Source organism: Bradyrhizobium septentrionale (assembly GCF_011516645.4).
GTDB lineage: Bacteria > Pseudomonadota > Alphaproteobacteria > Rhizobiales > Xanthobacteraceae > Bradyrhizobium > Bradyrhizobium septentrionale.
Window position 1 is genome coordinate 9,413,468 of the sequence record NZ_CP088285.1, and the last position, 19,912, is coordinate 9,433,379.

General features: G+C 65.1%; 17 protein-coding genes. 9 read left to right on the plus strand and 8 right to left on the minus strand.

Annotated features, from left to right (window positions below; all coding sequences use genetic code 11):
• Positions 1-67 precede the first annotated feature (67 nt).
• Entirely contained in the window at positions 68-1,132 is a 1,065-nt protein-coding gene (gene waaF / locus HAP48_RS47290) for a lipopolysaccharide heptosyltransferase II (protein WP_166207489.1), read from the plus strand.
• Here the strand turns inward: waaF and HAP48_RS47295 are convergent.
• A complete protein-coding gene (locus tag HAP48_RS47295) occupies positions 1,114-2,205 on the minus strand; it encodes a glycosyltransferase family 4 protein (protein WP_210292775.1) in 1,092 nt (363 codons plus the stop codon). The two genes, waaF and HAP48_RS47295, sit on opposite strands and share 19 nt — an antisense overlap.
• 86 nt (positions 2,206-2,291) lie before the next feature.
• Here HAP48_RS47295 and galE point away from each other — a divergent pair, with 86 nt between their 5' ends.
• Together galE and HAP48_RS47305 are read left to right on the plus strand one after the other, a co-directional pair.
• Positions 2,292-3,305, plus strand: coding sequence for a UDP-glucose 4-epimerase GalE (gene galE / locus HAP48_RS47300; protein ID WP_166207492.1), 1,014 nt, complete (start codon positions 2,292-2,294; stop codon positions 3,303-3,305).
• A 108-nt stretch (positions 3,306-3,413) separates the two neighbouring features.
• Complete coding sequence (locus HAP48_RS47305; protein WP_166207495.1) at positions 3,414-5,219, plus strand: ABC transporter ATP-binding protein; 1,806 nt, start codon at positions 3,414-3,416, stop codon at positions 5,217-5,219.
• Between the two features lie 11 nt (positions 5,220-5,230).
• On the opposite strand, the gene HAP48_RS47310 is transcribed toward HAP48_RS47305, so the two are convergent.
• Positions 5,231-6,409 carry a dipeptidase gene (locus HAP48_RS47310; protein ID WP_166207498.1) on the minus strand — a complete coding sequence of 393 codons (1,179 nt, stop codon included), beginning with the start codon at positions 6,407-6,409 and terminating at the stop codon, positions 5,231-5,233.
• 177 nt (positions 6,410-6,586) lie between these two features.
• Here HAP48_RS47310 and HAP48_RS47315 point away from each other — a divergent pair, with 177 nt between their 5' ends.
• On the plus strand, positions 6,587-7,288 hold the full coding sequence (locus HAP48_RS47315) for a fumarylacetoacetate hydrolase family protein (RefSeq protein ID WP_166207501.1): 702 nt from the start codon (positions 6,587-6,589) through the stop codon (positions 7,286-7,288).
• 67 nt (positions 7,289-7,355) lie between these two features.
• On the opposite strand, the gene HAP48_RS47320 is transcribed toward HAP48_RS47315, so the two are convergent.
• Positions 7,356-7,577 carry a hypothetical protein gene (locus HAP48_RS47320; protein WP_166207504.1) on the minus strand — a complete coding sequence of 74 codons (222 nt, stop codon included), beginning with the start codon at positions 7,575-7,577 and terminating at the stop codon, positions 7,356-7,358.
• Between the two features lie 206 nt (positions 7,578-7,783).
• Between HAP48_RS47320 and HAP48_RS47325 the strand changes: the two genes are divergently transcribed.
• Positions 7,784-8,041, plus strand: coding sequence for a hypothetical protein (locus tag HAP48_RS47325; RefSeq protein ID WP_224496866.1), 258 nt, complete (start codon positions 7,784-7,786; stop codon positions 8,039-8,041).
• 36 nt (positions 8,042-8,077) lie between these two features.
• Here HAP48_RS47325 and HAP48_RS47330 read toward each other — a convergent pair whose 3' ends face one another.
• On the minus strand, positions 8,078-9,769 hold the full coding sequence (locus tag HAP48_RS47330; protein ID WP_166207507.1) for an NAD-dependent malic enzyme: 1,692 nt from the start codon (positions 9,767-9,769) through the stop codon (positions 8,078-8,080).
• A gap of 431 nt (positions 9,770-10,200) precedes the next feature.
• Here HAP48_RS47330 and HAP48_RS47335 point away from each other — a divergent pair, with 431 nt between their 5' ends.
• Positions 10,201-10,356, plus strand: a complete 156-nt coding sequence (locus HAP48_RS47335; RefSeq protein WP_165124580.1) for a hypothetical protein — start codon at positions 10,201-10,203, stop codon at positions 10,354-10,356.
• Between the two features lie 138 nt (positions 10,357-10,494).
• On the opposite strand, the gene HAP48_RS47340 is transcribed toward HAP48_RS47335, so the two are convergent.
• Complete coding sequence (locus HAP48_RS47340; protein WP_166207510.1) at positions 10,495-11,424, minus strand: aspartyl/asparaginyl beta-hydroxylase domain-containing protein; 930 nt, start codon at positions 11,422-11,424, stop codon at positions 10,495-10,497.
• A 343-nt stretch (positions 11,425-11,767) separates the two neighbouring features.
• On the opposite strand from HAP48_RS47340, the gene HAP48_RS47345 reads away from it, so the two are divergent.
• From HAP48_RS47345 to HAP48_RS47355, 3 genes are all read left to right on the plus strand, one after another.
• Positions 11,768-12,970, plus strand: a complete 1,203-nt coding sequence (locus HAP48_RS47345) for an ABC transporter substrate-binding protein (protein ID WP_420869845.1) — start codon at positions 11,768-11,770, stop codon at positions 12,968-12,970.
• A gap of 10 nt (positions 12,971-12,980) precedes the next feature.
• Positions 12,981-14,699, plus strand: coding sequence for an FAD-dependent oxidoreductase (locus HAP48_RS47350; RefSeq protein ID WP_175612283.1), 1,719 nt, complete (start codon positions 12,981-12,983; stop codon positions 14,697-14,699).
• A gap of 243 nt (positions 14,700-14,942) precedes the next feature.
• A complete protein-coding gene (locus HAP48_RS47355) occupies positions 14,943-15,737 on the plus strand; it encodes an IclR family transcriptional regulator (RefSeq protein WP_166207515.1) in 795 nt (264 codons plus the stop codon).
• Between the two features lie 983 nt (positions 15,738-16,720).
• Here HAP48_RS47355 and HAP48_RS47360 read toward each other — a convergent pair.
• The 3 genes from HAP48_RS47360 to metK form a co-directional block, all read right to left on the minus strand.
• A complete protein-coding gene (locus tag HAP48_RS47360; RefSeq protein ID WP_165124582.1) occupies positions 16,721-16,873 on the minus strand; it encodes a hypothetical protein in 153 nt (50 codons plus the stop codon).
• A 205-nt stretch (positions 16,874-17,078) separates the two neighbouring features.
• Positions 17,079-18,506, minus strand: a complete 1,428-nt coding sequence (gene ahcY, locus HAP48_RS47365; protein WP_166207518.1) for an adenosylhomocysteinase — start codon at positions 18,504-18,506, stop codon at positions 17,079-17,081.
• 201 nt (positions 18,507-18,707) lie between these two features.
• Entirely contained in the window at positions 18,708-19,904 is a 1,197-nt protein-coding gene (gene metK / locus HAP48_RS47370; protein ID WP_166207521.1) for a methionine adenosyltransferase, read from the minus strand.
• Positions 19,905-19,912 lie beyond the last annotated feature (8 nt).

Sequence of the window (19,912 nt, forward strand, 5' to 3'; positions counted from 1 at the left end):
CTTTACCTCTAATCGCGAACCAGTTACCGACTTGGCCGCGTCCGACCCGGTCTTGGCCCCCTTAGAAATGAATATTGATTCAATATCTGATATCGAAACACAGGATACGGAGGATAGCAGACCTATCCTGATCGTGCCCTATGTTTGGATTGGGGATTTCGTGCGCGGCCACACCGTGGTCCGGGTTCTCCGCAAGCGCTGGCCCAACCGGCCGGTCGATCTGCTGACGTCCGGCCTTTGCGCGCCTCTGGTCGATTATATGCCGGGTGTCCGCGCCGGGATCGTCTTCGACCTGCCGCGCAGCCGGCTGGCCCTGGGCAAGCAGCGGGAACTCGCTGCCGAGCTTCGCTCCCGGAACTACGCCACCGCGCTGGTGATGCCGCGCACCTGGAAGTCCGCCATTGCCCCGGCACTGGCCGGGATCCCGGAACGGGTCGGCTTCTTCGGCGAGGCGAGATTCGGCCTGATCAACGCGATGCGCTGGGGTGAAAGGAAGCTGCCGCGCTTCATCGACAAGAACGCCGTGCTGGCGCTGCCCGACGGCGCGCCCCGCCCGGGCGAATGGCCGGTGCCGCAGCTCCGGGTTCCCGCCGACGAGATCGGACGGTGGCGGCAGGCCAACGGCCTCGGCACCGGCCCCGCCGTCGCACTCGGCCCCGGCTCGGTCGGCGCTTCCAAGCGCTGGACCTATTATCCGGAAGCCGCGCGGCTGTTCGCCGAGCGTGGCTTTGACGTCTGGGTGGTCGGCGGCCCCGGCGAGAAGGCGCTGGCGCAGGAGATCGCAGCCGCCGGCGGCGCGCGGGTCCGCGATCTCACCGGCACCGATTTGCGCAACGGTGTGCTGGCGATGGCCGCGGCCAATGTCGCCATCGCCAACGACTCCGGGTTGATGCACATCGCGGCCGCGATCGGCACGCCGACCATGGGCATTTTCGGCCCGACCGACCCCTATCTGTGGGCCCCGCTCAATGAGCTCGCCGCAACGGTGCGGCAGACCAGGAGCAAGCTCGCGTGCCAGCCGTGTCAGCGCACGGTCTGCACCATGAACGACCATCGCTGCATGCGCGACATCGCAGCCGAAGAGGTCGTCGATATCGCGCAACGCGTGCTGGCTCAGATCAGCGTGCGATAGACCGCCGCGATTGCGCGCGCTTCCGCATCGAGGCTGAACTTATCCACAACTCGTTGGCGGGCCCGCGCCCCCATCGCCGCTGCCGACGCCGGATCGCGCATCAATGGCTCCAGCGCAGCCACCAGCGTGTCGGCGTCGCCGGGCGGCGTCAGCACGCCGGTCGTGCCATCCTCGACGACGAACTCGGCAGCGCCCGCGCGCGACGCGACCAGCGCCGCGGCTGCCGACATCGCCTCGATCAGGGTCAGGCCGAAGCCTTCATTGCGCGAGGTGAAGGCGTAGATCGTCAGCCGCTGGTACCAGCGCACGACATCCTCGATCGGCAGTTCACCTGTGATGATGATGCGCGATTGCAGGCCGGCCGCCTCGATGCGCCGCTTCAGCTCGTTGGCAAAGACCTGCTGCTCCGGCACCACGGCGCCGACGATGACGGCGGTGAAATCGGGATAGCGCGGCAGCAGCCTGCACATCGCCTCGACGAACACGTCGCTCCCCTTCTGCGCGCGCACCCGTCCGAAACAGCCGATCGCATGGCGCCCCGGCAATCCGCTTTCGGCAAAGGCCGCGGCGCGATCGGCCGGCGGCGCATAGCGATCAGTGTCGACGCCATGCATCACCACGGTGGCCTCGCGCTTCAGATACGAGGCCGACAGCGGGCTGGTCGCGATGATCGCATCCATGTTGCGGATCAGCCAGCGCGTCAGCCAGGTGTGATGACGTTGCGCGGCTGACGTGAACAGCAGTTTCAGCGGCCAGCCGAGCGCACGCAGCACGAGGCCTGCGATCATCTCGTCATTGCGCCGCGCATGCCAGATCAATGGCGACGCGCGCCGCCACAACCGCATCAGATCGGCAAATCCCATCGCGTCGATGCCGTCGGGCCGATGCGAGCCGAGCCATGCCGCGCAAAACATTTTGGCAAGCTTCGGCGCGACCATGCGGTTGGTCGCGGTGACACCCGAATAGCGTCGGTGCAGGTTCGGCACGATGAGCTCGAGCTCGGGCGCAGGTGTGTTCTCGATCGGCACGCAAGTCTCCGTTTCGCGCCAGTTCCTATACGCAACATTAAGCATAGTGGCCAGTTCGGCTGTGTCGAAACCCCCTCTTCACCGCGCTCCCGCTAGCATCGCCGGCCAAAGATATCGGGAGAGCTCTCACCATGACCGTGCTCGTAACCGGCGGCGCCGGCTATATCGGAAGTCACATGGTCCATGCGCTGGTCGATGCCGGCGAGAGCGTCGTCGTGATCGACAATCTCTCCACCGGATTCTCCGCGTTCCTGCCCGACGGCGTGCCGCTGTTCATCGGCGATGCCGGTGACGAGAACCTCGTCGAGGGCGTGATCGCCCAGCACAGCATCGACAGCATCATCCATTTCGCAGGTTCGGTGGTGGTGCCGGACTCGATGCGCGATCCGCTCGGCTACTACCGCAACAACACCATGACGACGCGCAGCCTGCTCAATGCCGCGGTGAAGGGCGGCGTCGGCCGCTTCATCTTCTCCTCGACCGCGGCCGTCTACGGCAATCCGGACCAGGTGCCGGTGCCGGAGATCGCGCCGACCCGGCCGCTGTCGCCCTACGGCTCCTCGAAGCTGATGACCGAGATCATGCTGCACGATGTCGCCTCTGCCCATGGCATGAGCTACGTCGTGCTGCGCTACTTCAACGTCGCCGGCGCCGACCCGAAGGGACGCGCCGGCCTCGCCACCGTCGGCGCCACCCATCTGCTCAAGATCGCGGTCGAGGCCGCGACCGGCCAGCGCGCCAAGATCGACGTGTTCGGCACCGACTATCCGACGCAGGACGGCAGCTGCGTGCGCGACTTCATCCATGTCAGCGACCTCGTCGAGGCGCATCGCTCGGCGCTGTCCTATCTGCGCGCCGGCGGGCAATCGGTGACGCTGAACTGCGGTTATGGCCGCGGCTATTCCGTGCTCGAGACGATCGAGACGGTGCGCCGGGTCTCGATGCGGAATTTCGCCGTCGCCTACGCCGCGCGCCGGCCCGGCGACATCATGACCATGGTGGCCGACACCACAAGGATCCGCTCGGCTCTCGACTGGACGCCGCGCTACGACGATCTCGAGACCATCGCAACCCATGCGCTGGCCTGGGAGGAGAAGCTGTTCCGGGAGCGCGGTGGCCCCGCGCGACAGGCAGAATCGGCCTAAAAATCAAGCCGTTATCAAGCCGTTATTGGGCTTGAAAAAGCCCCGCCAAGCGGGCAATGAGGTCCCGCAACCTGACGGCCGGCACGGCCCGCCGTCAATGGACCGCGGATGGCTCAGTTTCCAAAGAAAATTACCGACGACCCCTATGGCGCGGCGATCCTGATTCGCCGCCTTGTCATGGAACAAGGGATTACCTTCTGGCGGCGCTATCTGACGGCGTTTGCCCTGATGGCCGTTGCAGCCGGCTCGACGGCGGGCGCCACCTACGTGCTCGGCCAGGTGATCAATCAGGCCTATGTCGACAAGAACATTCCTGGCATTGCGATGTTTGCCGGGATCACGGTGGCGCTGCTGTTCATCAAGGGCGTGGCGACCTACGGCCACATGGTGATCCTGACCAAGATCAGCAACGCCATCCTGGCGCAGAACCAGCGGCAATTATTCGCCAAGCTGATGAGCGAGAGCATCGGCTTCTTCTCGCAGCGGCACTCGTCGGAATTCCTGGCGCGGCTGACCGCCGGCGCCAAGTCGATCACCGACGTGCTCAACATGCTGGTCAATGCGATCGGCCGCGACTTCCTGATGCTGATCAGCATGCTCGCCGTGATGGTCTGGCAGGACCCTCTGATGTCGTTCATCGGGCTCGTGGCGGTGCCGCCGGCGATGCTGATGCTGCGCAGGCTGGTGAAGCGGATCAAGGGCCTCGCCCACAACCAGTTCACCGGCACCGCCGACATCATGGAGACGATGCAGGAATCGCTGCAGGGCATCCGCACCGTGAAGGCGTTCACGCTGGAAGACACCATGCAGCAGCGGATCGACGAGAACATCGCGATCGTCGAGCGCAACGCCAACAAGATGGCGCGGGTCGCCAACCGCTCCAACCCGCTGATGGAGATGCTCGGCGGCTTCGCGGTCGCCGGCTGCCTGATGTATGGCGGCTACAGCGTCGTGGCGCTCGGTTCCACGCCGGGCCAGTTCTTCACATTCCTGACCGCCTTCCTGATGGCGACCGAGCCGGCCAAGCGGCTGGCGCGGCTCAACATCGACCTCAACAGCCAGCTGGTCGGCGCGCGGATGCTGCTCGAGGTCGTCGACAGCCCGGCAAGCGAGCAGACCGACGACGACAAGCCGGCGCTGAAACTATCCGACGCGCGGATCGAGCTGCGCGACGTCAGCTTCGCCTATCGGCCCGGCGAGCCGGTGCTGGACCGCATGAGCTTCATGGCCGAGCCCGGCAAGGTCACCGCGCTGGTCGGCCCCTCCGGCGGCGGCAAGTCGACGGTGCTCGCGCTGCTGCTGCGCTTCTACGAGACGCAAGCGGGCGAGATCCTGATCGACGGACAGTCGATCTCGTCGGTGCCGCGCAGGTCGCTGCGCCGGCAGACCGCTTATGTCGGCCAGGACGTCTATCTGTTCCGCGACACGATCCGCGCCAACATCGCCTTCGGCAAGCCCGATGCCAGCGAGGCCGAGATCATCGACGCCGCCAAGGCCGCCTGCGCGCACGACTTCATCATGAGCTTCCCGCTCGGCTACGACACGCCGGTCGGCGAACACGGCACCCAGCTCTCCGGCGGCCAGCGCCAGCGCATCGCGGTCGCCCGCGCGCTGATCAAGGACGCGCCGATCATCCTGCTCGACGAGGCCACCGCCGCGCTCGATTCGGAGTCCGAGAAGCAGGTGCAGGAAGCGATCGAGCATCTCTGCCAGGGCCGCACCACCATCGTGATCGCGCACCGCCTGCACACCATCATGCATGCCGACGCGATCCTGGTGGTCGAGGGCGGCGAGATCGTCGAGCGTGGACGCCATGACGATCTGCTGCGCCGCGGCGGCCGCTACGCCTCGTTCTTCCGCCTGCAGCATCGTCACGACGTGATCGAGCTCGCGCCGGTCAGCGCAACTGGCTGAGGTTCCCCTTCTTATCCCTTCGCGGCAAGACCTGCGCGCAGCACGCGCAGGACATTGCCGCCCATGACCCTGCGGATGTCGTCTTCAGAGAACCCGCTCGACATCAAGGCCTGGGTCACAGCGACGATCCCACTCGCATCGAATCCCGTGGTGGTCGAGCCGTCGAAATCCGAGCCGAGGCCGACATGGTCGATCCCGACCAGGTCGCGGACATGGGCAATCGCCCGCGCGACATCCTTCGGATCGAGCGAGCAGACCGCCCCCTGCCAATAGCCGATGCCGATCACGCCGCCGGTCCGCGCGATCGCCCTGACTTCGTCGTCGGTGAGGTTACGGTTGACCTTGCAGGTCGCCTGCACGCCGCCATGGCTTGAGACCACCGGGCGCGTCGCCATCGCCAGCACGTCGGCGACCGCGGCGTGGCTGGCATGGGCGAGGTCGACGACCATTCCAAGCGCCTCCATCCGCTGCACGACCTGGCGGCCGAGCGGCGATAGTCCGCCCTTGGCCACGCCGTGCATGGAGCCAGCGACATCATTGTCGAAGAAATGGGCGAGACCGGCCATTCTGAACCCGGCGGCGTAGAGCACGTCGAGATTGCCGATGTTGCCCTCGATGTTCTGCAGACCCTCGATCGACAGCATGCCGCCCACCACCGTCACGCCGTTCTTGCGGTCGGCAAGCAGCTGATCGATGTCGGCCGGTGACGTGATCAGGCGAAGGCGTCCGGCGGAGTTCTCGGCGAAGCTCCGCAACTTCTCGGCATGCCACAGCGAGCGCTGCAGCAGCGAGAACCAGGTCCGCGGCGGCTGCAGATCGATGATGGCGAGGTTCGTGATCGTATCGGTGTCGCCGCCGTTGGCATCATAGTTCTGGCCCTTGGGCGACTTGGTGACCGACGAGAACACCTGCAGCGCGTAGTGCCCCTCGATCAGCCGCGGCAGATCGATGTGGCCGCGATCGGACCGCGCGATCAGGTCGCGCTTCCACAGCAGGCTGTCCGCGTGCATATCCGCGACGTCGAGCGTCGCCTGCAGGGCGCGGGCGGCGGGCGTGATCTCCAGCGCCACGCGCTGCACCTTGTTCTGCCCGCGGTCGATCCGTTCCGGTGTCACCGTGAAGAAGCGGACGGCGGCGGCGACCAGGGCCACAGCGATCAGCGCAAGGCCGATTGAAAGCCATTTCCTCATGAACATCCCCTTGAACATCCCTTTGGGCTTCACGGCTCGCGCTGGCCAGTGGCGCCCAGGCTCGGCGGAAAGCTGGCCTCACCTCTGCGCCGGATGCAGCCACAGCCACTAGCCCTGCGCGGCGTAAGCGCGTAAATACCGGCCGCGCTCCCTCCCTCAACCCTCCGGGACCCGTTCATGAACGCCGCCTCCACCGTCATTCCGCTTCCCCCGCAGCCCTCGCTTCCCGTCGTCGGCGAGTCCGGCACCTATCCGGTCCGCCGCATCTGGTGCGTCGGCCGCAACTATCTCGAGCATATCAGGGAGATGGGCAATGACGAGCGTGCGCCGCCGTTCTTCTTCGGCAAGCATGCCGATATGCTGGTACCTGACGGTGCGACCATCCCCTATCCGCCGCTGACCAAGGACCTGCATCACGAGGTCGAGCTGGTGGTGGCAATGAAGAGCGGCGGGCTGAACATTCCCGCCGACAAGGCGCTCGAGCATGTCTACGGCTATGCGGTCGGCATCGACCTGACCCGCCGCGACCTGCAGATCGCCTCGCGCAAGAAGGAGCGTCCCTGGGAGATCGGCAAGTCGTTCGACTATTCCGCGCCCTGCTCCGCGATCCAGCCGGCCGCGAAGATCGGCCACCCGACCGCCGGCAAGATCTGGCTCACCGTCAACGGCAAGGAAGCGCAGAAGGGCGACCTCACCGAGCTGATCTGGAACGTGCCGGAGATCATCTGGCAGCTCTCGCAGCAGGTGAAGCTCGCCGCCGGCGACATCATCATGACCGGCACGCCGGCCGGCGTCTCGCAGCTACAGCCCGGCGACAAGCTCGAATGCGGCGTCGACGGCGTCGGCACGCTCGCCGTGACGATCGGCAAGCCGGAATAGGGAGACCGCACAAGAGATGATGCAAAGCCCCGGACCTCGCGGTCCGGGGCTTTTTTGCTGGGCGCGCTCAGCGCATCGTGCCGGGCATGCAGGGCGGCTCGGTGAAGGGCGCGGTTGCGAACGATCCGACATTCGGTGCGCGCACGCAATCGGTGAACTTGCTGCCGACCGTTGTCGTTGCCTGAGCATGGGCGCGCCGCATCGCAGCATTGTTGCCGGCGGCGAACGCCTGAGCCGAGAACGCAGCCGCCGCAATCAGCGCAACCGTCGCGATGGTCAATTTGGTCATTGGGTTTCTCCGCACGATGGATGAAGCCGACCAAGTTCGGCTCCTGTGACCAATGACCGTGACAGTTCGAAGAATATTTCCTCCGGCCCGATCACCGAACCGCGAGCGCGTCATCACGTTCGACGGATCGAGGAATATCGGAATGACAAAACGCGTCCGTCTATCAGAGACGCACACAACGCGGCGATGACTGTATGGAGGTTTTCATGATCGACTTCCGGCAACTTGGCCTGGCTGCAATTCTCTCCGCAGCCTTGGCGACCGCTTCCTTCGCTGCGCCGGTCGAGGCACCCGGCGCATACGCGGCGAACGAAACCGCGACCAGGCCATGGTCGGCGCCGGTCGGGCATCGCCAGCCGCGCGCCGCCGACATTCCCGCCGCGACGTCGGCGTCGCAGCAGACCCTCGATCAGGAGGATGTGATCGTCGACCGCAAGATCAAGGGCATTTGCCGCGGCTGCTAGCACCCCAATGCCGCGGAACGCGACCGGCGTTCGCGATCAGGGCGTGCGGCGATACGGCACGTAGCTCGGGGTCCAGACCTTGGCGTGGATGCGCGCCTCGACCTGGTCGATCGGAATATCCTTGGCGAGCCCTTCCTTGTGCGCCTGCAGCGCCACCGCGAGCGCAACCGTCAGCGACACGTCGCGCAGCGCGCTGACCGGCGGCAGCAGATTGTGCTTCGGGTTGTTGCGGGCCGGCGAGACGCTGGCCAGCGCCTTCGCCGCGGCCATGAACATGCCGTCACTGACCCTGACAGCGCCAACCGCAAGCGCGCCGACGCCGACGCCGGGGAAGATGTAGGAGTTGTTGGTCTGGTCGACCTTGAAGCGGGCGCCGTCGCGCGTGATCGGCGGGAACGGGCTGCCGACACCGATCAATGCCCGCCCCTCGGTCCACGCCTCGATATCGACCGGCGTCGCTTCCTCGCGCGAGGTCGGGTTGGACAGCGGGAAGATCACCGGCCGCGCATTGCACTCGGCCATCGCGCGGACGATCGGCTCGGAGAACGCGCCGGCCTGACCGGACACGCCGATCAGCACGGTCGGCCTGGCGTTGCGCACGACGTCGAGCAGCGCGATCTTGTCAGGATGGCTGAGCTTCCAGCCGGTGATCGCCTGCTTGTCCTGGACGAAGGGAAGCTGGAACGGCGCGAGCCCGCTCATGCCCTCGAGCAGCAGGCCGTCGCGGTCGACCATGAAGAAGCGCTTCGCCGCCTCGCTCTCCGACAGGCCGGCATCGACCATCGCGGCGCGGATCAGGCTGGCGATGCCGCAGCCCGCGGATCCTGCGCCGAGCACGGCGACGCGCTGCTCGGTCAGCGGCACGCCGGTGACGTTGATCGCGGAGAGCAAGGCGCCGGTCGCGACCGCCGCGGTGCCCTGGATGTCGTCGTTGAAGGTGAGGAGCCGGTCGCGATAGCGCTCGAGCATGCGCGTCGCGTTGTTCTTGGCAAAATCTTCCCACTGCAGCAGGACGCGCGGCCAGCGCTTGATCACCGCCGAGACGAAGGCCTCGATGAAGTCGTCATACTCCTGGCCGCGGACGCGCTCGTTGCGCCAGCCGATATAGAGCGGATCGGCCAGGCAGTCGGGATTGTCGGTGCCGACGTCGAGCAGGATCGGCAGCGTCGTCGCGGGATGCAGGCCGCCGCAGCCGGTGTAGAGCGAGAGCTTGCCGATCGGGATGCCCATGCCGCCGGCGCCCTGGTCGCCGAGCCCGAGGATGCGCTCGCCGTCGGTCACCACGATCGCCTCGACATGATCGAAGCGCGGCTGCGCCAGGATGCGGTCGATGCGGTGCTTGTGCGGGATCGAGAGGAACAGCCCGCGCGGCTTGCGGAACAGCCGGCTGAACTGCTGACAGCCGGCGCCGACGGTCGGCGTGTAGACGATCGGCAGCAGCTCCTCGAGGTTCTCGACCAGCAGCGCGTAGAATAGCGTCTCGTTGGTGTCCTGCAATTCGCGCAGGAAAGCGTAGCGCTCGAGATCGTTCTCGAAGCCGCGCAGCGCCTGCAGCCGGCGCGAGACCTGTTCGTCCAATGTCGCGACATTGGGCGGCAGCAGGCCATGCAGGTCGAACGCCTCGCGCTCGGCCTCGGAGAACGCCGTGCCCTTGTTCAGCTGCGGATCGGCGAGCAGCTCGTAGCCGCTCAGCGCAGTGGTCGCGAATGCTCCTGTAGTCTCCGACATGACAAGGTCCCCTCAATGCGGATGCCTGATGCGACTGTATCACTTCAGTGCAACGAATCGGAGAGCGAAGGGCGTCGGGCTGGGCAATGCGGAATGTTGACTAAAGGGCGATGAACGGTTGTCCGGGCTCCGGCAACGCACTCCGCGGCTGCGGACAGACATCAACATACGTTGGTATAACTTCCCTATTCCTTGTCATGACCTGTGCTGACGCTTGTACAATTGAGCGATGGAGAGGGATTCTTATGCTCCAGGCTACTCCAGCGGATGCGCAAATAGCACAGAACTTCTCTCCCTGGAGGCGCGACTAACAATAGCAATCTTCGTTACAGCGGGCGCGCGTTGTGTTCCCGAATCTGTGATCAGGATCACTGCTCCGAGGCGTGAATCGCAAGACTGTCACGAATGCGGGTTCTTCGAGGAACACTGAAATGATCGTCAACATTCAGAAGCTTAATGGCCTGTGGCACCTCATCGTCGGGTCGTGCAAGATCCGAACTCCGTTTCTGGAGACTCAGGACCGGGAGTCGGTCGTCGCCTACGCCCGGCGCGTCTACCCCGGCGCCAAGGTCTTCGAACGCGACTGATCCTGGCTGCGACGTCCCACAGTTCACGCCCCAGAAAGAAGCCCCGGAGCGCGCTCCGGGCTTTTGCATTTTGTAGGGATTAGCGAAGCGTAGTCCGCCATGCTTCCGCACGACGCGGCGGATGACGCCTTCGGCACATCACCGCAGCGCCGACACCACGATCAGGCCGAGGATCAGCGCGGTTACGGAATACTTCAGCGTGTAGTGCACGTTCCGATTCCACTCCTTGACCTTGCGGCTGGCGAGATGGAGCTCGTAGAGCTTGCCGAACACCTTGTTCAGCGCGCCGACATGCTCGCCGTCGACGTTCTGGGTGGCCGACGCCTTGACGATGTTGTGGCTGACCCAGCGGTTCATCCTGGTCATGAAGCCGTACTTCATCGGGCGCTCGACGTCGCAGAACAGGATGATGCGGTTGACGTCGGTCTTGTTCTCGGCGCTGTGGATGAAGGTCTCGTCGAACATGAAGGCCTCGCCGTCGCGCCAGACGCATTCGACGCCGTCGACCAGGATGCGGCACTCATTCGAGTTCGGCGTCACCAGGCCGAGGTGATAGCGCAGCGAGCCGGCGAAGGGATCGCGATGCGCCCCGAGCCTGCCGCCGGGCGGCAGCATCGCGAACATCGCGCCGTGCACGTTCGGAATCGAGTTCAGCAGCTCCACCGTCTTCGGGCACAGCGTGCGCGCCGACGGCAAGAAGTCGTCGTACCATTTCAGATAGAAGCGCTTCCAGCCGCTCTTGAAGAAGGAGTAGAAGCCCCAGTCGTTGTTCTTGGCGGCGGCACGGATGAAGCCATCGTCGAACAGGCGGGTCGCCTCGTCGCGAATGGTCTCCCAATTGTCGGAGAGCTTCTTCAGCTCGGGAAACTGCTCGACCGGGATCACAGGCGTGTTTGCTACGGCCGAGCCCGCATACATCAGCACATTGTAAGGCGCGAGGTAGGTCGAATGGTCGCCGAGCTGGCGGGCGAGGCGCAACCGCTGCTTGCCGCGGAAGTGAACGTAGAGCGTAGAGGCCACCAGCACGTAGAGAGGGACGAGCTGCGGCGCGAAGAGCTGTCTCAACATGATCCGTCTATGATCGCAGCGCGCCGATGCTCTCCATGCACCGCCCCGTAGCAGCCTAGACCCTTGCTGGGCGGCTTAGCCCCGGGCGGCGAATCGCAACGCCGTCCGCGAAAACTCCCCTGTTTCATCCTTGGCACTGCGGCGTGGGCCAGAAGCCCTGCCGCGGTGCCGTCCCGGATCAGCGATGTAAGCGTACGCTCACCGAATGTGAAGCGCCGCCTTATTCGAGAGAGCAACCATGTGGCAACAATCACACACTCATTATTCGCTATTGCCAAACTGATTAGATAATTACTAATCATACGATCACCCGTGCCGAAGAGTGCGGACATCGACAGGAGGAATGATGAGACACGTTCTGGCGGCAGCCATTCTCGCGGCAATGACGACTGTCGCTCACGCCCAGGTTTCCGATGACGTCGTGCGCATCGGGGTGCTGACCGACCTGTCGAGCTGGGGACGCGACAATTCCGGCCCGGGCTCGGTCGAGGCGGCCAGGATGGCGGTGGAGGAGTTCGGCCCCACCGTGCTCGGCAAGCCGATCGAGATCATCTCGGCCGACCACCAGATGAAGACCGATGTCGGCGTGCAGGTCGTGCGCGGCTGGTTCGACAACGGCAAGGTCGACGCCGTCGTCGATATCCCGAATTCCGGCATCGCGATCGCCGTGCACAACATGGTGCGCGAGCGCAACAAGATCGCGCTGTTGTCCGGCCCCGGCGCGAGCTCGCTGACGGATGAATTGTGTAGCCCCAACACCGTGCACTTCACCTACGACACCTACGCGCTCTCCAAGGTGACGGCGTCGGCGGTGATCGCGGAGGGCGGCAAGTCCTGGTACTTCATCACCGCGGACTATGCCTTCGGCCAGCAGCTCGAGAAGGACGCGACCCGCTTCATCAACGAGATGGGCGGCAAGGTGCTCGGCAGCGTCCGGCATCCGACCAACACCGCCGACTTCTCCTCCTTTGCGCTGCAGGCACAGAGCTCGAGAGCCGACGTGGTGGCGTTCGCCAATGCCGGCCAGGATACCGACAATTCGATCAAGCAGTCCGGCGAGTTCGGCCTGGTGCAGGGCGGCCAGAAGCTGGTCGGCCTTTTGATGTTCGACACCGACGTGCATGCGATCGGGCTCAACGCCGCGCAGGGCACCTACATGACGACGGCGTCGTACTGGAACATGGACGAGAAAACCCGCGCCTGGTCGAAGAAATTCTTCGCCCGCACCAACGTGATGCCGACCATGATTCAGACCGGCGTCTACGGCTCGGTGTTGCATTATCTCAAGGCGATCCAGGCCGCCGGCACCGACGATCCGCAAAAGGTGATGGCCAAGATGCGCGAGCTGCCGATCGAGGACACCTTCGTGCATGGCGGCAAATTGCGCGAAGACGGCCGCGTGATCCGCGACATGTATCTGGCGAAGGTGAAGAAGCCATCGGAATCCAAGGAACCGTGGGATTATCTCGACATCATCAAGACGGTGAAGGGCGAGGACGCCTATCGTCCGGTCTCCGAGTCGAAGTGCCCGCTGCTCAAGAAATAGGATCGATCGCGTGGCCAACGAAGAAACTTATGAATGCGACGCGCTGGTCGTCGGCTCCGGCTGCGCCGGGCTGTCGGCGGCGGTCACCGCGGGCCATCACGGCCTAAAGGTTCTCGTCGTCGAGAAGGAGTCGCGCTTCGGCGGCACCACTGCGCGCTCCGGCGGCTGGCTGTGGATTCCCGGCACCTCGCTGGCGAAGGCCTGGGGCATCGCGGAGAGCCCCGATCAGGCCAGGACCTATCTGCGCCATGAGGCCGGCAACAGCTTTGACGCCGCGCGCGTCGACGCGTTCCTGACCGAAGGCCCGAAGGCGGTCGACTTCTTCATCACCAGCACGGCCGTGCGCTTCGACATGCCGCTGACTTTCCCCGACTATCATGCGGAAGCCCCCGGCGGCGCGCAGGGCGGCCGCTCGATGGTGACGCGGCCGTTCGACGCTCACGAACTCGGCGACGCCGTCAAGGATCTCGGCAGCCCCCTGCCCGAGCTCACCGTGTTCGGCATGATGCTCGGCTCCGGCAAGGAGATCGTGCATTTCATGCGCGCGACGCGCTCGCTGACGTCGGCGGCCTACGTCGCGAAGCGGCTGTCGAAACACGCGCTGGACGTGATGCGCAACGGCCGTGGCATGACGCTGACCAACGGCAATGCGCTGGCCGGCCGGCTGGCGAAATCCGCCTTCGACCTCAAGATCCCGCTCTGGCTCAATTCACCGGTGCGCGAATTGATCGTCGAGAACGGCGCGGTGCGCGGCGCGATCGTGGTGCGCGAGGGCCGCACCATCCGCGTCAATGCGAAGCGCGGCGTGGTGCTCGCCTGCGGCGGCTTTCCGCATGACGTGGCGCGGCGGCAGAAGATGTTTCCGCATGCGCCGACCGGAAAAGAGCACTACTCGCCGGGACCGACAGGCAACACGGGTGACGGTTTGCGTCTCGCGGAATCCGCCGGCGGCCGCGTCGAGGATTCGCTGCCGAATGCGGCGGCCTGGGTGCCGGTGTCGGTCACCACGCGCAAGGACGGCTCGAAGGGCGTGATGCCACATTTCATCGATCGCGCCAAACCCGGCGTGATCGCGGTGATGCGCGACGGCCGGCGCTTTGCCAATGAAGGCAATTCCTACCACGACTTCGTGCAGGAGATGATCAAGGCGGCGAAGCCTGGCGAAGAGATCGCGGCCTTCTTGCTCTGCGATCACGCGACCCTGCGCAAGTACGGCCTCGGCTGCGTGCCGCCGCGCCCGATGCCAACAAGCCATCATCTGAAGACCGGCTATCTCAAGCGCGGCGCGACGCTGTCGGAGCTTGCCGCGCAGGCCGGCATCGACGCAAAAGCGCTCGAGGCAACCGTCGCGGCGTTCAACAATACCGCCGCCGAGGGACGCGATCCCGCCTTCGGCAAGGGCTCGCGCGCCTATAACCGCTACCAGGGCGATGCGCTGCACGGGCCCAATCCCTGCATCGCGCCGATCCAGCACGGGCCGTTCTACGCCATCAAGATGGTGATCGGCGATCTCGGTACCTATGCCGGTATCCGGACCGACGCCAATGCCCGCGCGCTCGACGCCGACGGCCAGCCGATTGCCGGCCTCTATGCCGCCGGGAACGACATGGCGAGCATCATGGGCGGCAACTATCCCGGCGCCGGCATTACGCTCGGCCCGGCGCTGACCTTCGGCTACATCGCGGGCAAGCACATCGCCGGCGCAGCGGCAGAGAGAAGCGCGGCATGACATAAGTCCCGTCATCCTGAGGAGGCCGCAACGCGGCCGTCTCGAAGGGTCGACGGCCCGACTGTGGCCGTGCATCCTTCGAGGCTCGCAAGGGCTCGCACCTCCAGCGACAAAGGCGAAGCCTTTGCGCGGGGATGACGGGGTGGGAACGGATATGACGTACAAAGACGTCCCGCACATCGACGTCTCGCGAACGGCGTGCTTTCTTGCCAATTGCGAAAGCACGAACGCAAACAGGGCCACATGACGAGAGAAAGCCGCGGCATACAGTCGATCGAGGTCGGCGGGGAATTGCTCCGCGCGCTCGCCCGCAGCGGCGAACCGATGATGCTGCGCGATCTCGCGCGCGAGGCCGGCATGCCGCCGGCCAAGGCGCATCCCTATCTGGTCAGCTTTTCCCGCATCGGCCTGATCGAGCAGGACGAGACCACCGGCCGCTACGAGATCGGGGCGCTGGCGCTCGAGCTCGGCCTGATCAGCCTGCGCCGGCTCTCGGCCGTGCGAATCGCGACGCCGCGGATCGCCGCGCTCGCCAACAGCATCAATCACGCGGTGTCGCTGTCGGTCTGGGGCACCCACGGCGCCACCGTGGTGCGGCTCGAGGAGCCGAGCCATCCCGTGCATATCGCGATGCGCGTCGGCTCGGTGGTGGCGCTGCTCGAGACCGCGACCGGCCGGGCGTTTGCCGCCTTCATGCCGCCGAACGCCGTCAAAACGGCGCTCGAGAGCGGGCTCGATCGCCTCGGCGTCGGCTACAATCCGAAACGCGAGACCATCAGCGCCAAGACCACGGAGATGCTTGCCGAGGTGCAAAGCCGCGGGCTCGCGCGCGCAATCGGTGATCCCCTGCCCGGCGTCAACGCCTTCGCCGCGCCGGTGTTCGATCACGCCGGCCACGTCGCGCTGGTGATCACGGCGATGGGCCCGGAGGGCACCTTCGACGCCAGCTGGGACAGCGCCATCGCAGCCGCACTGCGCGACTGTGCGAGTGATATCTCGCGGCAGCTCGGGCACGGCTCGGTGCGGGTGTCGGGATGATGTTGATCCTTTCCGTCGTCATTCCGGGGCTCGCGAAGCGAGAGCCCGGAATCCATTCCACCACTTGTTCTGCGGCTCAATGGATTCCGGGCTCAGCCCTTCGGGCTGCCCCGGAATGACGGAAGGTAGAGGCCGCGCCTCTGCCACTGAGTTGCCCGACGGCGCAAGCCCCTCAAGCAAAAAATATTTCGCTTTATCAGAAATATAACTCGGTGTATGGTTCGCCCGTCTCACCCGATCGAGGGGCGCGTCGCGATCGTCACGAACGCGGTGTGAGATGCGGTGGACGCTGACGTCACGACTGACGAGTGTGACGGATGCGGACGGTGAAGTCGTGTGGTCCTGACGCCCTAGCGGCAGGTGTCTCGTCGCAACACGCGAAGGTGTGATGCGAGGGCGGTGACAAGCAAGCCCAGTCTCGCCGGGGAGAGCACGAAGTAAGCCGTAACCCATCGCGCAGGGAAAGCCGGATTGCTCCGGTTACACCTGTGGTCCTACCCCCGAGCTTTCTACCCATTGCTCGGGGCCCATGGGTGCGATCGGCACCCGGCTTTCCCTGCGCCCTCAGATCGAGAGAGGGCGATACGAAGAGCAAAGCTCGGACAATTCATGTCGCGAGAACGCGGAAGTATGGGCTCACAAGCGGCGCCACACATTCACCGTCGTCCCGGCGAAGGCCGGGACCCATTACCACAAATGCGAATTCTTGCGTGACGCTGGGGCAACAGCCTGTTTCCAACAACACAACCCTGTGGTTATGGGTCCCGGCCTTCGCCGGGACGACGTGGAGTCTGCGGAGAAAGTCGCGCGACGGACGCGAAGCTGCATTCTCACCGACATCTGTCATCGCCCGGCTTGATGCGGGCGATCCAGTACGCCGCGGCCTCTCGGTTCAAGCACCGGCGTCTCCGGAATACTGGATCACCCGCATGCGCGGGTGATGACACCGAGTGCTCTGCTGTTTGAAATGTGAATCGAAACAATCAGGCGCGCAGCGCCTGCAGGCTCTTGAAGGTCAGTCGCTTTGGGTCGCGGACGCCGGCGAGATAGAGCTTGCGGATGAAGGCAATGACGGTGTCGCGATCGCAATCGGTCAACGCGACCACGGCGTCGACCGCAATCTTCTGGGCTTCCATGGGAACAAATCCTCCGCTGCAGCCTCGGACCCGGAAGCCTAGGCGCTGCCGGTTAATCCGGCATTAACCTCCTGCCCACAATCGCCGATTCCAGCCCCCTCGCGTATACGCGAAACAACGCATGCGACAGCCTGTCCAACCACCGCAGCAAAAAGCCCCGGGCGATGCCGGGGCTCTTCACGTGATCGACTGTGACGACCGCAGATCAGTAGCGATAGTGATCCGACTTGAACGGGCCTTCCTGCTTGACGCCGATGTAGTCGGCCTGGTCCTTGCGCAGCTCGGTCAGCTTGACGCCGATCTTGGCGAGGTGCAGGCGGGCGACCTTCTCGTCGAGCGTCTTCGGCAGCACGTAGACCTTCCTGGCGTACTTGCCGTCCTTGTTGTTGGCGAACAGCTCGATCTGCGCCAGCGTCTGGTTGGTGAAGGAGGCCGACATCACGAAGGACGGGTGGCCCATCGCGTTGCCGAGGTTCACCAGGCGCCCCTCCGACAGCATAATGATGCGGTGCTTGTCGGGGAATTCGATCTCGTCGACCTGCGGCTTGATGTTGGTCCACTTCAGATTGCGCAAGCTGGCGATCTGGATCTCGTTGTCGAAGTGACCGATGTTGCAGACGATGGCGCGATCCTTCATCGCGCGCATGTGCTCGATGGTGATGATGTCCTTGTTGCCGGTGGCGGTGACGAAGATGTCGGCGCGCGGCGCCGCGTCTTCCATGGTCGTGACCTCATAGCCCTCCATCGCCGCCTGCAGCGCGCAGATCGGATCGACTTCGGAGACCATGACGCGGCAGCCGGCCTGGCGCAGCGAGGCGGCCGAGCCCTTGCCGACGTCGCCGAAGCCCGCGACCATCGCGACCTTGCCCGACAGCATCACGTCGGTGCCGCGGCGAATGCCGTCGACCAGCGACTCGCGGCAGCCATAGAGGTTGTCGAACTTCGACTTGGTGACGCTGTCGTTGACGTTGATCGCCGGGAACAACAGCGTGCCCTTGTTGGCCATCTCGTAGAGACGATGCACGCCCGTGGTGGTCTCTTCCGAGACGCCCTGGATGTTCTTGGCGATCTCGGCGAACCAGCCCTTCGGCTTCTCCTGCAACAGACGCTTGACCAGCGCGTAGAAGATCTCCTCTTCCTCGGAGGTCGGCTTGTCGAGGAACGCGGTGTCGCCCTGCTCGGCGCGGTAGCCGGCATGCACCAGCATGGTGGCGTCGCCGCCGTCATCGAGGATCATGTTGGGCGTGCCGCCGCCGTGCCAGTCGAACAGTTTTGCGGTGTAGTCCCAGTATTCGGTCAGCGTCTCGCCCTTCACGGCGAACACCGGAATGCCGGCCGCGGCGATCGCGGCCGCGGCGTGATCCTGGGTCGAATAGATGTTGCAGGAGACCCAGCGGATGTCGGCGCCGAGCGCGGCCAGCGTCTCGATCAGGACCGCGGTCTGGATCGTCATGTGCAGCGAGCCCGCGATGCGCGCGCCCTTGAGCGGCTGCTTGGGGCCGTATTCCTCGCGGGTGGCCATCAGGCCGGGCATCTCGGTCTCGGCGAGCGAGATTTCCTTGCGGCCGAAATCGGCCAGCGAAATGTCCTTGACGATGTAGTCGGTGAAGCCGGGCTTCGTGGGGACGTTCATGTCTGTTTCCTAATCGGTGAATCCAGCGTGTCAGTAACAAAGCGAGCCGAACGCCCTGCGGCGCGGCCTTCTCCCTCTCCCCGTTCTTACGGGGAGAGGGTCGGGGTGAGGGGCTCCATCCGCGCACTGAACTCGCGGAGAGTCCCCCTCACCCGCCACTTCGTGGCGACCTCTCCCCGCAAGCGGGGCGAGGCAAGAGCATCAGAGCGCGCGCTTCAGCGGCTCGACGAGATCGGTCTTCTCCCAGGAGAAGCCGCCCTCATTGTCCGGCGTGCGGCCGAAATGGCCGTAGGCCGAGGTGCGCGCGTAGATCGGGCGGTTGAGGTCGAGATGGGAGCGGATGCCGCGCGGCGTCAGATCCATCGCCTTGGCCGCCGCCTTCTCGAGCTCGTCCTCCGCGACCTTACCGGTGCCGTGGGTGTCGATGTAGATCGAGAGCGGACGCGCCACGCCGATTGCGTAGGCAAGCTGCAGCGTGCAGCGGTCGGCAAGACCGGCCGCGACGATGTTCTTGGCGACGTAGCGCGCGGCATACGCTGCCGAGCGGTCGACCTTGGTCGGATCCTTGCCAGAGAACGCGCCGCCGCCATGCGGAGCCGCGCCGCCATAGGTGTCGACGATGATCTTGCGGCCGGTCAGGCCGGAGTCGCCGTCGGGACCGCCGATGAAGAACTTGCCGGTCGGATTGATGTGCCAGATCGTCTTGCCGTTGATCCACTCCTTCGGCAGCGCCTCGCGCACATAGGGCTCGACGATGTCGCGGATCTGGCTGGACGAGAGATCCTCGACCAGATGCTGGTGCGAGACCACGATCTCGCGGACGCCAACCGGCTTGCCGTTCTCGTACTGCACGGTGACCTGGCTCTTGGAGTCCGGACCCAGCACCTTCTCCTTGCCGGAGTGGCGCGCTTCGGAGATCAGCCGCAGGATCTTGTGAGCATAGAAGATCGGTGCCGGCATCAGGTCCGGCGTCTCGTTGGTGGCGTAACCGAACATGATGCCCTGGTCGCCAGCACCCTCTTCCTTGACCTCGCCCGGCTGCAGCGCATCGACGCCCTGCGCGATGTCGGCCGACTGCGGATGCAGCAGGATCTCGATGTCGCAGGTCTTCCAGTGGAAGCCGTCCTGCTCGTAGCCGATGTCCTTGATCGCGTCGCGCACGACGCCCTCGATGTGCTCATTGGTGACCGAGGCCGGGCCGCGGGTTTCGCCGGCGATCACCACCTTGTTGGTTGTCGCGAGCGTTTCGCACGCCGCACGGATCTGCCACGGGTCGATGCCCGCCTTCGGGCCCTCGCGATAGAACAGATCGACGATCTCATCCGAGATGCGATCGCAGACCTTGTCCGGATGGCCTTCCGAGACCGACTCGCTGGTGAAGAGATAAGACGCGCGCATCAAGCAAA

Coding starts and splice junctions, on each gene's coding strand:
- waaF (WP_166207489.1), top strand. CDS start 68: ATGAATATTGATTCAATATCTGATATCGAAACACAGGATACGGAGGAT.
- HAP48_RS47295 (WP_210292775.1), bottom strand. CDS start 2,205: ATGCTTAATGTTGCGTATAGGAACTGGCGCGAAACGGAGACTTGCGTG.
- galE (WP_166207492.1), top strand. CDS start 2,292: ATGACCGTGCTCGTAACCGGCGGCGCCGGCTATATCGGAAGTCACATG.
- HAP48_RS47305 (WP_166207495.1), top strand. CDS start 3,414: ATGGCTCAGTTTCCAAAGAAAATTACCGACGACCCCTATGGCGCGGCG.
- HAP48_RS47310 (WP_166207498.1), bottom strand. CDS start 6,409: ATGAGGAAATGGCTTTCAATCGGCCTTGCGCTGATCGCTGTGGCCCTG.
- HAP48_RS47315 (WP_166207501.1), top strand. CDS start 6,587: ATGAACGCCGCCTCCACCGTCATTCCGCTTCCCCCGCAGCCCTCGCTT.
- HAP48_RS47320 (WP_166207504.1), bottom strand. CDS start 7,577: ATGACCAAATTGACCATCGCGACGGTTGCGCTGATTGCGGCGGCTGCG.
- HAP48_RS47325 (WP_224496866.1), top strand. CDS start 7,784: ATGATCGACTTCCGGCAACTTGGCCTGGCTGCAATTCTCTCCGCAGCC.
- HAP48_RS47330 (WP_166207507.1), bottom strand. CDS start 9,769: ATGTCGGAGACTACAGGAGCATTCGCGACCACTGCGCTGAGCGGCTAC.
- HAP48_RS47335 (WP_165124580.1), top strand. CDS start 10,201: ATGATCGTCAACATTCAGAAGCTTAATGGCCTGTGGCACCTCATCGTC.
- HAP48_RS47340 (WP_166207510.1), bottom strand. CDS start 11,424: ATGTTGAGACAGCTCTTCGCGCCGCAGCTCGTCCCTCTCTACGTGCTG.
- HAP48_RS47345 (WP_420869845.1), top strand. CDS start 11,768: ATGATGAGACACGTTCTGGCGGCAGCCATTCTCGCGGCAATGACGACT.
- HAP48_RS47355 (WP_166207515.1), top strand. CDS start 14,943: ATGACGAGAGAAAGCCGCGGCATACAGTCGATCGAGGTCGGCGGGGAA.
- HAP48_RS47360 (WP_165124582.1), bottom strand. CDS start 16,873: ATGGAAGCCCAGAAGATTGCGGTCGACGCCGTGGTCGCGTTGACCGAT.
- ahcY (WP_166207518.1), bottom strand. CDS start 18,506: ATGAACGTCCCCACGAAGCCCGGCTTCACCGACTACATCGTCAAGGAC.
- metK (WP_166207521.1), bottom strand. CDS start 19,904: ATGCGCGCGTCTTATCTCTTCACCAGCGAGTCGGTCTCGGAAGGCCAT.